The organism is Streptomyces manipurensis (assembly GCF_049570255.1).
Classification (GTDB): Bacteria; Actinomycetota; Actinomycetes; order Streptomycetales; family Streptomycetaceae; genus Streptomyces; species Streptomyces manipurensis.
This window is the reverse complement of sequence record NZ_CP186950.1, coordinates 2,753,525-2,766,096: the sequence shown is the minus strand read 5'-3', so window position 1 is coordinate 2,766,096 and position 12,572 is coordinate 2,753,525. Positions and strand designations below refer to the sequence as shown.

General features: G+C 72.1%; 9 protein-coding genes, 2 tRNA genes and 1 pseudogene. 7 read left to right on the top strand and 5 right to left on the bottom strand.

Going from position 1 to position 12,572, the window contains the following annotated elements:
- Positions 1 to 18 precede the first annotated feature (18 nt).
- Both ACPU2J_RS12635 and ACPU2J_RS12630 read left to right on the top strand, forming a co-directional pair.
- The gene (locus ACPU2J_RS12635) at positions 19 to 1,719 is read left to right on the top strand and encodes an AMP-binding protein (RefSeq protein ID WP_423833267.1); all 1,701 of its coding nucleotides are present in this window, start codon (positions 19 to 21) and stop codon (positions 1,717 to 1,719) included.
- 48 nt (positions 1,720 to 1,767) lie between these two features.
- A tRNA-Lys gene (locus ACPU2J_RS12630) sits at positions 1,768 to 1,841 on the top strand.
- Between the two features lie 116 nt (positions 1,842 to 1,957).
- On the opposite strand, the gene ACPU2J_RS12625 is transcribed toward ACPU2J_RS12630, so the two are convergent.
- Complete coding sequence (locus ACPU2J_RS12625; RefSeq protein ID WP_420080698.1) at positions 1,958 to 2,716, bottom strand: IclR family transcriptional regulator; 759 nt, start codon at positions 2,714 to 2,716, stop codon at positions 1,958 to 1,960.
- Between the two features lie 249 nt (positions 2,717 to 2,965).
- On the opposite strand from ACPU2J_RS12625, the gene ACPU2J_RS12620 reads away from it, so the two are divergent.
- From ACPU2J_RS12620 to ACPU2J_RS12605, 4 genes are all read left to right on the top strand, one after another.
- Positions 2,966 to 4,111 carry an LLM class flavin-dependent oxidoreductase gene (locus ACPU2J_RS12620; RefSeq protein WP_420080699.1) on the top strand — a complete coding sequence of 382 codons (1,146 nt, stop codon included), beginning with the start codon at positions 2,966 to 2,968 and terminating at the stop codon, positions 4,109 to 4,111.
- Positions 4,112 to 4,366: 255 nt separating this feature from the next.
- On the top strand, positions 4,367 to 6,049 hold the full coding sequence (locus ACPU2J_RS12615) for a glycosyl hydrolase family 18 protein (protein ID WP_423833266.1): 1,683 nt from the start codon (positions 4,367 to 4,369) through the stop codon (positions 6,047 to 6,049).
- 158 nt (positions 6,050 to 6,207) lie between these two features.
- Positions 6,208 to 7,056, top strand: a complete 849-nt coding sequence (locus tag ACPU2J_RS12610; RefSeq protein WP_389073229.1) for a helix-turn-helix domain-containing protein — start codon at positions 6,208 to 6,210, stop codon at positions 7,054 to 7,056.
- The gene (locus ACPU2J_RS12605; RefSeq protein WP_423833265.1) at positions 7,016 to 7,276 is read left to right on the top strand and encodes a DUF397 domain-containing protein; all 261 of its coding nucleotides are present in this window, start codon (positions 7,016 to 7,018) and stop codon (positions 7,274 to 7,276) included. The genes ACPU2J_RS12610 and ACPU2J_RS12605 overlap by 41 nt, the downstream gene beginning before the upstream one ends.
- Before the next feature lie 58 nt (positions 7,277 to 7,334).
- Here the strand turns inward: ACPU2J_RS12605 and ACPU2J_RS12600 are convergent, their stop codons facing one another.
- On the bottom strand, positions 7,335 to 8,042 hold the full coding sequence (locus tag ACPU2J_RS12600; RefSeq protein ID WP_423833264.1) for an ALF repeat-containing protein: 708 nt from the start codon (positions 8,040 to 8,042) through the stop codon (positions 7,335 to 7,337).
- Between the two features lie 153 nt (positions 8,043 to 8,195).
- A complete protein-coding gene (locus ACPU2J_RS12595; protein ID WP_423833263.1) occupies positions 8,196 to 10,172 on the bottom strand; it encodes a putative bifunctional diguanylate cyclase/phosphodiesterase in 1,977 nt (658 codons plus the stop codon).
- 345 nt (positions 10,173 to 10,517) lie between these two features.
- Between ACPU2J_RS12595 and ACPU2J_RS12590 the strand changes: the two genes are divergently transcribed.
- On the top strand, positions 10,518 to 11,753 hold the full coding sequence (locus ACPU2J_RS12590) for a M6 family metalloprotease domain-containing protein (protein WP_420080705.1): 1,236 nt from the start codon (positions 10,518 to 10,520) through the stop codon (positions 11,751 to 11,753).
- Between the two features lie 54 nt (positions 11,754 to 11,807).
- Here the strand turns inward: ACPU2J_RS12590 and ACPU2J_RS12585 are convergent.
- Together ACPU2J_RS12585 and ACPU2J_RS12580 are read right to left on the bottom strand one after the other, a co-directional pair.
- A tRNA-Lys gene (locus tag ACPU2J_RS12585) sits at positions 11,808 to 11,881 on the bottom strand.
- Positions 11,872 to 12,496 (bottom strand): annotated as a pseudogene (locus tag ACPU2J_RS12580) (bifunctional DNA primase/polymerase). Before ACPU2J_RS12580 ends, ACPU2J_RS12585 begins: the two are co-directional and overlap by 10 nt.
- Positions 12,497 to 12,572 lie beyond the last annotated feature (76 nt).

Sequence of the window (12,572 nt, the reverse complement as noted above, 5' to 3'; positions counted from 1 at the left end):
CAGCTATCCTCCGGCGGCATGCGGACGACGACTGCACCCGTGACCGTCGCGGAGCTCATCGCGCACCGGTGGGGCGATCACCGGCCCGGGTTGAAGTACGAGGACGGCGAACGCCGCGTCCTCACCCACCACCGGACCGCCGCGGAGGCCGCCGCGCGCGCCGCGCTCCTCGTCGACCTCATGCCCGCCGGGGCCGAGCCGCACCTCGGCGTCCTGCTCGACAACACGCCCGAGTTCCCCTTCTGGCTCGGCGCGGCGGCCCTCGCCGGGGCCGCCGTCGCCGGGATCAACCCCACCCGGCGGGGCCCCGAGCTGGCCCGCGACATCCTGCACACCGACTGCCGGCTCCTGGTCACCGAGCCCGCCCACCTGCCACTGCTGCGCGGCCTCGACCTGCCGGGCGTACGGCTCCTCGTCACCGGCACGCAGGAGTACGCCGACCTCCTGCGCCCCTACGCGGCCGCCGAGCCCGGCGGGGCGAGACTGCGCACCCCCGCCCCCGACACCCGCTTCCTCCTCTACTTCACCTCCGGCTCCACCGGCGCCCCGAAGGCGGCCGTGTGCAGCCAGGGCCGGATCGCCGCGGCGGGTGCCTCCCTGGCCCGCCGGTTCTCCGTCGGCCCCGAGGACGTCCACTACGTCTGCATGCCGCTCTTCCACGGCAACGCGGTCATCGCCGACTGGATGCCCGCCCTGGTCGGCGGGGCCGCGGTGGCGCTGCGCCGCCGCTTCTCGGCCTCGGCGTTCCTCGACGACGTGCGGGCCTACGGTGCCACGTACTTCACGTACGTCGGGCGGGCCGTCCAGTACCTCCTGGCGACCGAGCCCCGCCCCGACGACCGCTCCCACCCCCTGCGGCTCGGCTTCGGGACCGAGGCGGGCGCGGTCGACGCGGCCCGTTTCGCGGACCGCTTCGGGGTCCGGCTGGTGGAGGGCTACGGGGCCACCGAGGGCGGGGCCGCCGTCCAGCACACCCCGGACACCCCGCCGGGCGCCCTGGGCCGGGCGGGCTCCGGGGACGACCTGGCGGTGGTGGACCCGGCGACGGGCGTCGAGTGCCCGCCCGCCGTGCTGGACGCGGCCGGCCGCCTGCTGAACGGCTCCGAGGCCATCGGCGAGCTGGTCAACCGGGGCCGCAGCCTCTTCGAGGGCTACTGGCGCAACCCGGGGGCCGAGGCCGAGCGCACCCGGGACGGCTGGTACTGGACGGGCGACCTCTTCTTCCGGGACGCGGCCGGCTTCCTCTACTTCGCGGGCCGCACGGACGACCGGCTCCGCGTGGACAGCGAGAACCTGGCCGCCGCGGTGATCGAGAACCTTCTCGCCCGCTGGGCGGACGCGGCCGCGGTGGCCGTGTACGGCGTCCCGGACGAGGTCGCCGGCGACCAGGTGATGGCGGCCCTGTCCCTGCGGGACGGCGCGGCCTTCTCCCCGGCGGCCTTCGAGGCCTTCCTCGCCCGCCAGCCGGACCTGGGCACCAAGATGGCCCCGCGCTACGTCCGGGTCCTCCCGGAGATGCCCGTCACCGCGACGAACAAGGTCCACCGCGTGGCCCTGCGCCGCGCCGGTTTCCGCTGCGCCGACCCGGTCTGGCACCGGTCTCCCGACGGGGGCTACGTGCCCCTGACCCCGCCGGCCCGCGCCGCCCTCCTGGCCCGCTACGCGGAGCAGGGGCGCCTCGGCCTCCTGGATCACCAGGCGCCCGGCCCCCCGCGGTAATGGTTTGGAGCACCCCTGCGGACCAGGTAGTATTTTCTCTGTCAGCAGGCGCCGCTAGCTCAGTTGGTTAGAGCAGCTGACTCTTAATCAGCGGGTCCGGGGTTCGAGTCCCTGGCGGCGCACCTGTCCTTCGGGCGGTTTCCGGTTCACCGGGAACCGCCCGAAGTGTTTTCCGGCCTGTCCGCCGAAGCCTCCGGGCCGTCCCTCCGGCTGCGCCCTGGCAGGGGCCGACGGGGTTCTAGAGGGTGAGCGACAGCAGGAGCGGCGCCGCCTTCCGGTTCAGGGTGTCGGCCGCGGCCCGCAGCCGGTGCGCGTGTTCGACCGGCATCGACAGGGCCAGGCAGCCCACCGCGGCGCCCGCGGTGATCGGGACCGCCGCGCAGACCGTGCCGACGGCGTACTCCTGGAGGTCCAGCGTGGGCACGGTGGCGGGCTGGGCGTCGAGCTTGGAGAAGAGGATCCGCTCGTTCACGATCGTCTTCGACGTGAGCCGGGCGATCTTGTGCCGGGACAGGTGGTCGCGCCGTCCGTTCAGGTCGAGCTGCGTGAGCAGGCACTTGCCGACGGCGCTGGCGTGGGCCGCGGAGCGGAAGTCGACCCACTCGTGGACCTTCGGCGTGCGCGGGCTGTCCGCGAACTGCGTGATCTTCACTTCGCCGTCCACGTACCGGCTGATGTACACGGCCGCGCCGACGGAGTCGCGCAGCCGGTCGAGGGTCTCCTGGAGCTTGTCGGTCAGGGCCTGCTGGCGGTCGGTGCCGGAGCCGAGCAGGACGAGGGAGTCCCCTATGGCGTACGCGCCGTCCGCCACCTGCAGGACGTAGCCCTCGCGGCGCAGCATGAGCAGCATCGGGGAGAGGTGGACTGCGGGCAGGCCGGTCTCACGCGCGATCTGCGCGTCGGTCACACCGCCGGTGTGCCGCGCGATCGTTTCGAGTACGCGCAGTGCGTACTGCACCGAGTGGAACGGCGCGGTCGGCTCGGGCTTCAGCGCCACGGTTTCCCCCTAGCAGGTTGTTACCGCTTGCCCTACCACGATAGCCACCAAGGGGCCCCTGTGGAGCGCCTGTTGAGGAGATTGGCGGCTCGATCGCGTCCGTCTTCCTCCATCTACCCCTCTGGCATATGCCGTGGTCAAGCTCACTGTCCGGCTCTGCCGGGAATGCCCGGCGCCTCCCCACGGTTCGAGTTCTTCGTACGGTGCCGCACGGCCCGTACGGACGTGGAGCACGAGACGGGAGCGACGATGAGTGACACCGGGGACGCGAACCGGCCACGACGGGACGGACGCGCGGCCGGGGCCGGGAGCGGCGACGCCCACGGTATCCGCGGTACCGCGCTCGGCCGCGCACCCGTACCGCTCTCCGTCCTCGACCTCGCCACCGTCGGCGCCGGCAGCACCGCGCACGAATCCCTGCGCACCAGCGTGGCCATATCCCGCCTTGCGGAATCCCGCGGCTACCACCGCCACTGGGTCGCCGAGCACCACTCCATGCCCGGCGTCGCCAGCTCCTCGCCGGCCGTGATCCTGGCGCACCTCGCCGCACACACCTCCCGCATCCGGCTCGGCTCGGGCGGCGTGATGCTGCCCAACCACGCCCCGCTCGCCGTCGCCGAGCAGTTCGGCACCCTGGAGGCGTTCGCCCCGGGCCGCGTAGACCTCGGTCTGGGCCGGGCCCCGGGCACCGACGGCCGCACGGCCGCGGCCCTGCGCGGTCCCGGGCGGCCGGACGAGGCCGCCGACGACTTCCCCCGGCGGCTGATGGAGCTGACCCGCTTCCTCGACGACGACTTCCCCGACGGGCACCCGTACGCCCGCGTGCACGCCGTGCCCGGCCCGGTGCAGGGCCCCACCGGGCGGCCGCAGCTGTGGCTGCTCGGCTCCTCCGGCTTCAGCGCCCGGCTCGCCGGCGAACTCGGCCTGCCCTTCGCCTACGCCCACCACTTCTCCGCGGCCGGGACCCTCCCCGCGCTCGACCTGTACCGGGAGAGCTTCCGGCCCTCGGCGGTGCTGGACGCCCCGTACGCCGTGATCGGGGTCTCGGCCCTCGCCGCCGACACCGACGAGGAGGCCCGCGCCCAGGTGCTCACCGGCGCGCTGTCGATGCTGCGGCTGCGCACCGGGCGGCCGGGCCTGGTGCCCACGCCCGAGGAGGCGGCGGCGTACCCGTACACCCCGCTGGAGCGGGAGTTCGTCGACGGCTGGCTCGCCAACGTCGTCCACGGCACGCCCGGCGCGGTCGCCGACGGGCTCGACGCCCTCGCCAAGCGCACCGGCGCGGACGAGCTGATGCTGACCGCCAACGCCCACGGCGGGGCGGCCCGGCTGCGGTCCTACGAGCTCGTCGCGGACGCGTACGGGATGCCCGTGGAGGCCCCCGCCGCCGACTGACCGCGCAAGAACGGGGTTTGGCTGGTTCATTGCCAAAACCTTGCGGGAGCGTGTCTCAAGGCAGCCTTAAACCGCTCGTCACCCGGGGTGGCGAGCGGTTCTTGCTGTGCGCTCAGGTCTCTGACTTGGGGAAATGGCGCCTCAGTGGTCTAGTCCTTCTTTGGTCCGAACCATTGACGCGGGGCTGGAGTGATCGCTATCACTTCTCTCACCCGAACCTCCAGCACTCTCCTCCCAGCCCCCCGGAGGCAGTTCATGCACATCCGTAAACCCCTCGCCGCGGCCGCCGCCACGGCCGCGCTGGCAGCCGGAGCGCTCGCCTCCTTCGCGGGACTCGGCACCGCCCAGGCCGCCGACGCCGCGGCCGGAGCGGCCACCGGCGGCGTCCGCATCGCCTACTACGACCAGTGGAGCGTGTACGGGAACGCCTTCTACCCCAAGCACCTCGACACCCGGGGCATAGCGAGCAAGCTGGACATCATCAACTACTCGTTCGGCAACATCCACCCCACCGAGCTCACCTGCTTCGAGGCGAACAAGGCCGCGGGCGACGACAACAACCCCAACGCCGGTGACGGCGCGGGCGACAGCTACGCCGACTACCAGAAGTCCTTCAGCGCGGCCGACAGCGTGGACGGCGTCGCCGACACCTGGAACCAGCCGATCGTGGGCGTCTTCAACCAGTTCAAGGAACTGAAGGCCAAGTACCCCCACCTGAAGATCAACATCTCGCTGGGCGGCTGGACGTACTCCAAGTACTTCCACGACGCGGCCAAGACCGACGCCTCCCGCAAGAAGTTCGTCGCCTCCTGCATCAAGCAGTACATCAAGGGCGACCTCCCGGTGGAGGGCGGCTTCGGCGGCGCCGGCACCGCGGCCGGCATCTTCGACGGCATCGACATCGACTGGGAGTACCCCGGCTCCTCCGGCGGCCACCTGGGCAACCACTACGGCCCCGAGGACAAGCAGAACTTCACCCTGCTGCTCCAGGAGTTCCGCAAGCAGCTCGACGCCGAGGGCGCGGCCAGCGGCGGCAAGAAGTACATGCTGACCGCGGCCCTTCCGGCCGGCCAGGACAAGATCAAGTACATCGAGACCGACAAGATCGGCCAGTACTTGGACTACGCCAACATCATGACGTACGACATGCACGGCGCCTGGGACGGCGACGGGCCGACGTACCACCAGTCCCCGCTGTACCCGTCCGCGGCCGACCCGACCGACCCGATCGCGCCGGGCACCGAGAAGTACAGCATCGACAACGCCATCGACTCCTGGATCGACGGCAACCCGGCCTACGGCATCACCGGCGGCTTCCCCGCCAACAAGCTGACCCTGGGCTACGAGTTCTACTACCGCGGCTGGAAGGGCGTCCCGGCCGGGACGACCAACGGCCTCGCCCAGACCGCGACCGGCGGCTCCGCCGCGCGACCGCTCAGCCAGCAGGCGGGCATCGCGCACTACAAGGAGCTCGGCGGCATCGTCGACAACGCGTCGACCACCTTCTGGGACGACCAGTCGAAGTCCTCGTACTTCTACAAGGACGGCGAGTTCTTCACCGGCCTGAACCAGAAGTCCATCCAGGCCCGGGTCGACTACGGCAAGCAGCGCGGCCTGGCCGGCGCGATGATGTACTCCCTGCTCGGCCTGGACAACAACGCCACCCTGCTGGGCCAGATCTCCGACGCCCTGGGCGGCACCACGCAGCCGCCGGTCACCACCCCGCCGACGACCACCCCGCCCACCACGACCCCGCCGACCACGCAGCCTCCGACCGGCTGCGGCTCGACCCCGGCGTACGTCGCGGGCACCGTCTACACAGCCGGCAACGAGGTCTCCCACAACGGCCGCAAGTACAAGGCCCAGTGGTGGACGCAGAACGAGACGCCGGGCACCACCGGTGAATGGGGTGTCTGGAAGGACCTCGGCGCCTGCTGATCTCCCCCCACCCCGCGCCGAGCGACGCCCCCGCCCCGTCCCCTCTCCCAGGGGCGGGGCGGAGGTGTGTGACATGGTTGCCGGATTTCGGACACCGGCCGGTAGCGGGGTCGTTACGCTCGGCCACGAGCCCGTTTCCCGCTTGGGGGTGCCGTTCCATGGTCCTGGCCCGCGACATCGATCCCAGCGCCTCGCCGCTGGACTACTACAGCTACGAGCTGCGCCGCCTGAGAGAGGAAGCGGGCCTGAAACAGTCGCAGCTCGGCGCGATCATCTTCTGCACGGGCTCCCTGATCGGCATGGTCGAAAACGGCCGCCGCGTCCCGACGCGGGACTTCTCCGAGCGGGTGGACGCCGCCCTGGACACGGGCGGCCACTTCTCCCGCCTGGTCGGCCTGGTCCTGCGGAGCGTGCTGCCGACGTGGTTCCAGGCGTACGCGGAGATGGAGGCACGGGCGGCGTACATCTCGGCCTACCAGCCGCAACTGGTCCACGGACTGCTCCAGACGGAGGCGTACGCACGAGCCGTGCTGGCGAGCGGGCTGCCGGACAAGCTCGAAGAGCTGGTCGCGGCCCGAATGGAGCGCCACCGCATCCTGCGGCGGGAAACGCCGCCGATGGTCTGGGTGGTGCTCGACGAGGGAGTGCTCCACCGGGAGATCGGCGGCCGCGAGGCGATGCGCGAGCAACTCGCCCACCTGCTGAGCTTCCGCGAGAACCGGTGGGTGCAGATCCAGGTGTTGCCCAATGCGGCAGGTGAACACGCCGGTCTGATCGGGGCGTTCAACGCGATGCGATTCGACAGTGACCCGGACCTCGTCTACACCGAGGACCTCATCTCGGGCCACACGACGGCCAACCCTGACACGGTCAGGGAAGCCGCGCTTCGTTACGCTCACTTGCAGGCCGCCGCGCTCTCCGTCGAGGACTCGGCGGCGTTGATCACGCGGGTCATGGAGGAGCGTTATGCGGAGCAACCAGAACCCGGCGGGCGCTGTGTGGCGTAAGTCCAGTTACAGCGGGAACACCGGCGGCGACTGCGTCGAGTGCGCCCCGCTCGACGGCGCCGCCTGGCGCAAGGCTTCGTACAGCAGCACCAACGGCGGGGACTGCGTCGAGGTGGCCGCGCAGCCGTGCCGGGTGGCCGTGCGGGATTCCAAGGACCCCGGCGGGCCCGTCTTCACGGTCGGGTCGGCGGCGTTCGGCGCCTTCGTCCGGAGTCTCTGACCCGCCGAGCCGCTTCGAGGCAGGCCCTCGAAGCGGCTCGTGGTGCGGGCGGGGCCGGTCAGACCTGGTACTGGCCGACCGTGATGAAGTGCCGCAGCTCCTCCGGGGTGCCCTCGATCGCCTTCTCGGCCGCGGCGCGCAGCGCGGCGCTGATGCCCGGACGGGCCAGGATGCGGGCGACGTCCACGCGGTCGTCCTCGGCCTGGGCCAGACGCATCCCGGTGGCGAGGAACGCCGCACGGTCGGCCGGGGTGCCGTCCAGGGCCTTGTTGGCCTCGCGCTTGACGCCCTTTCCGGTGACCGGGTTGGCGTGCAGGATCCGCAGGATGGCGACCTTGTGGTCGTCGTCGCGGGCCTTCGCGAAGCCGGTGGCGACGAACGCCGCGCGGTCGGCCGGGGTGCCTTCGAGCGCCGCGACCGCCTCGCGCTTGACCTGGAGTCCGGTGGCCGGGTTGGTGTGCAGGATGCGGAAGATGGCGACCATGTTGTCCTCGTCCTGTGCCTTGGCGTAGCCGGTGGTCAGGAAGGCGACGCGGTCCTCGGGCGTGCCGCTGAGGGCCTCGTTCGCCTCGCGGATCACGCCCCTGCCGCTCGCCGGGTCGGCGAGGATGCGGGCGATGGCCGCGGCGTTCTCCGTGTCCGAGCCGATCACCGTGCTCACCGACGCCGTGACCGGTGCGGCGGTGGCCAGGGACGGAGTGGCGAGCAGCAGGGCCGGTGCCAGGACGCCGGCGGTCAGGGCGAGGGCGGTGCGGGTCGTTTTCATGGGATCCCCCCGGATCGAAAGAGCTGTCCGGTCGCGACAGCAGGACGATCTTCACAAGGGGGGATCCGGCGGGACAACTGACCAGTGGGCCAGGCCGTTCGGTTCCCGCCGACGGCCAATCTCACACTCCCGAACGGCCGCCGGCCGCGGCCGTCAGACGGGCGGATGCGGGGCCGGTACGTCCGCCTGGGCGACGGGCTTCGTACGCCGGCCGATCATGCCGGCGATCACGTCCGGGGGGACCGCGCGCGAGTACAGCCAGCCCTGCCCGGTGTCGCAGCCCACGCGCCGCAGCCGGGCCGCCTGCCCGGCCGTCTCCACGCACTCCGCGGTCACCGTCAGGCCCAGCCGGTGTGCGAGCTGGACCAGCGCCTCGACGATGGTCTCGTCGGCCGGGTTCGGGTGCGCGCCCTCGTCGTAGCGGAAGCCCTTGACGAAGGAGCCGTCCAGCTTCAGCACCGACACCGGGAGCCTGCTGAGGTACGCCAGGTTCGAATAGCCCGTGCCGAAGTCGTCGATCGCGATGCGCACCCCCATGTCGCTGAGCGCCTGGAGGGCCTGCAGCGGGCGCCCGGCCGAGCCCATCACGGCCGACTCGGTCAGCTCCAGCTGCAGCAGCTGCGGCGCCAGGCCCGTCTCGGCGAGGATCTCCGCGACGTCACCCACCAGGTCCGAGTCCCACACCTGCCGGACGGCGACGTTCACCGACACGAAGACCGGCGCGTCGCTCGGCTGCTCGATCTGCCAGCGCCGTGCCTGCCGGCAGGCGGTGCGCAGCACCCACTGCCCCAACTGGACGATGGAACCGTCCTCTTCCGCGATCCCGATGAACCGATTCGGCGTCAGCGTGCCGAACTGCGGGTGGTTCCAGCGCACCAGGGCCTCCACCCCGCGCAGCGCCCCGCTCTCCAGGTCCACCAGCGGCTGGTACTCCAGGGCGAACTCGCCCCGTTCCACGGCCGGCCGGAGCGTGGAGGACAGGGCCTGCCGGGTCATGCGGTGCGCGTTGCGTTCCGGGTCGAAGAGGGTCCAGCGGGCCTTCCCGTCCGCCTTCGCCCAGTACAGGGTGGTGTCGGCGGCCTGCATCAGGCCGGTCGCGGAGGTCCCGGAGGCGGCCCGCTCGACCACGCCGATGGAGGCGGAGACCGACAGCCGCTGCCCGGCCAGGTCGAAGGGTTCCTGCACCGCCGTCAGGACGCTGCGCGCCAGTTCGGCGAGCTGCTCGGTGCCGGTGGAGTCCTCCACCAGGAGCGCGAACTCGTCGCCGCCGAGCCGGGCCACCAGGTGCCCGCCGGTGCGCCCGTAACCGGACTGGTCGGCGCACTGGGTCAGCCGGGCGGCGACGGCGGTCAGCAGCCGGTCGCCGACCCGGTGGCCGAGGGTGTCGTTGACGGCCTTGAAGCCGTCCAGGTCCAGGTAGCACAGGCCGATCCGGCCCGTGCCGCCGCCGTGCTCGTAGGAGGCGGACTCCAGGGCGCCGGAGAGCCGTTCGAAGAACAGCGCCCGGTTGGGGAGCCGGGTGACGGGGTCGTGCATCTGGAGGTGGCGCAGCCGGGCCTGGAGGTCGCGCCGGTCGCTGATGTCGGCAACGGACAGCAGGACGTTCCCGGTCTCCGGTACGGGCCCCAGGGTCACCTCGGTCCACAGCGAATGTCCGTCGGGGTGCTTGAGCCGGCGGGTGCAGCGCAGCCGTGCCTGGCGGCCGCGCAGGACCTCCTGGTACGCGGCCCAGGTGCGGGCCTCCGCGCCCAGGTCCACCAGGTCGGCGGCGCAGCGGTGGACGAGGGCGTGCGGGTCGCTGCCGAGGAGCCCGGCGAAGGCCTGGTTCGCGGTGACCACGAGGCCGTTGCGGTCGACCACGGCCATGGCGAGGTGCGCCGCGTTGAAGGCGGCCCGGTAGTCGCGCGGGTCGGACTCGGCGCGGCGGTCGGCGGGGCCGGTGGAGGACGCGGACGTGCCCGACGAGCCGGACGTGCCGGAGGATCCGGAGGAGCCGGGGACGGCCGCGGCGGCGGGGATGGCCGGAACGGCCGGGGTGGACGGCACTGGCGGCACCGTCATGTGACGCTGTGTGATGGCCGATCGGGTGCCGTCGGCCGCCGAACCGGTTCCTTCTGAGGTTCCGCTCACCGTGGGCCCCGCCGTGTTCGTGAGTGTCCGTGCAGGAAAGTGTGCCGATCATAGAGGCTGTCGGGAGGCTCTATCCAGCGGCGTCACCGTGGAGCACGGTGAGGTTCGGCGTGATGACGGAACGTCGGTCGCGACCGGGTCGATCGTTTCTGCGCGACTCTGAACGGGATCCGACCCCTCCTGATCTCAGGTGATCGGTCGTGACGTTCTGTAGGCAGTGGCGTGAACCGCGGGGGTCACCGGCTTGCCATGCCGCTCACTCGTGTGGGGCACCGGAACAGGGCATTCATCAGACAATCGCCTCAAGGTGGCTAAACAGGAACGAATCCACCACCGGAGGTCGATGTGACGCGACAGCAGACACCCGGGGGAGTGGACCGCTCTCGCGCCCGAAGTACCGGTGCGGCACTGACCTCCCTGACGGCGCTCGCCGCGATGTCGCTCGTGGCGGGTCCCGCGGTGGCCGACCCCGGAGCCACGCCGTGCGCGCTGACGCGTACGGCGGCGCACCACTCGCTGGGGCTGGACAGCTGGAACGGCGCCTACCCCAAGCCCGTGCGCACGCTGAACGCGGTCATGGTCTTCCTCTCCTTCCCCGACCACTCCGCCACCCTCCCCGTCAAGACCCTCACGGCCGACTACTTCCCCTCCACCAGCACCTTCTTCGAGCAGGCCTCGTACGGCCGGTTCAAGCTCGTCCCGCACCCGCAGAAGGAGTGGATCCGGATGCCCCGGCCGTCCACCGCCTACGGCATAAAGCGGGACTGGGCCCCGGCGGACCGGGCGGCCTACCTGCGCGACGCGGTCGCCGCCGCCGACGCCCGGGTCGACTTCGGCAAGTACGACGTCGTCTACTTCGTCGCGGATCCCGACGCGCCCGGTGTGGACTCCGACGCCACGAAGGTCGTCAACTTCGACCGGCCGATCGTCGCGGACGGCGCGGAGCTGCGGCGCATCGTCACCGTCTTCGAGCGCCACCCGCCCGACCGCAACGTCCTGGCGCACGAGACCGGGCACGTCTTCGACCTGCCCGACCTCTACCACCGGCCCACGGACGGCAAGGGCGACTGGGACACCTACGTCGGCGACTGGGACGTCATGGGCAGCCAGTTCGGCATGGCGCCCGACCTCTTCGCCTGGCACAAGTGGAAGCTGGGCTGGCTGGACGCCTCCCAGGTGGACTGCGTGCAGTCGGGGTCCTCGCTGCACACCCTCCAGCCGCTCGGCCAGGCCCCGCCCGACGGCGGCACCGGCGGCACCCGGCTCGCGGTGGTCCGCACGGGCCCCGGAAGCGTCATCGCCGTCGAGGCACGCGGTTCCGCCGGCAACGACGGCGACACCTGCACCGAGGGGGTGCTCGTCTACCGGGTCCGCAACGAGGCGGCGTCCGGCGGCGGCCCGATCGAGGTCCTGGACGGTCACCCGCAGACCGAGGCCTGCTGGGACCGCTCGGTGTACCCGCCGCTCGCGGACGCGCCGCTGGAGGTCGGCGAGACCTTCACCGTTCCGGGGGAGCGGATCACCATCGAGGTGGCGGACCGGACCCGGTCCGGCGCGTACACGGTGAAGATCACGACCTAGCAAGCCCGGAACACGAAGAAGGCCCCCACTCGCGTGGGGGCCTTCTTCCGTCTGTGCGCCGCCAGGGACTCGAACCCCGGACCCGCTGATTAAGAGTCAGCTGCTCTAACCAACTGAGCTAGCGGCGCTTGCTGACGAGGAAGACATTAGCAGGAGGATCGGCGGAACGAAAAATCGATATCCCCAGGTCCGGTCGGTGCGGCGGTGCGGGCGGCCCGTACGAAGGCCCAGAGCAGGGCCTCGGGCCCGGGAAGCCAGGGCTCCCGCGCCTCCGGGGCCACGACCCACCGGGAGGAGGCGGGGGCGGCGGACAGCGGCGGGACGGTCACGGCGTCGCCGCGTCCGTGGCACAGCGGCGCCGGGGCGCTCCGGGAGGCGCCCCACTCCTCCCACGCCAGCAGCGCGGGCAGCCGGTGGGCGGTGCCGGGGGCCGTGAAGAGCAGCATGCGGCCGCGGTGCACGGCCACCGGCCCCGATCCGGGCCCCTCGGTGCGCAGCAGGTCCAGGATCCGCCGTCCGGGGACGAGCGGGACGTTGACGACGTCGAAGGCGACCCCGCAGGGGAGCGTGGCCGGCAGGCCGGGCCGGGCCTGCCAGAGCGCCAGCGTGCCGTGCGGGCGGGCGGAGGCGGAGGCCAGCCAGGCGGCGCCCTGCGGGGTGACGTGTGTGGCGGGGGCGGTGCGCGTGCGCGCGGAACGCGCGTCGAGGGTGGGGCAACCGGAAGCCGTCGTCAGCGTCGTCATATGCCAAGGTCTACCCGCCGTAGCGGACCGAACCCCGGGAGTTACCGAAAACCGGGACAGGGCGGGGCGCACGGGA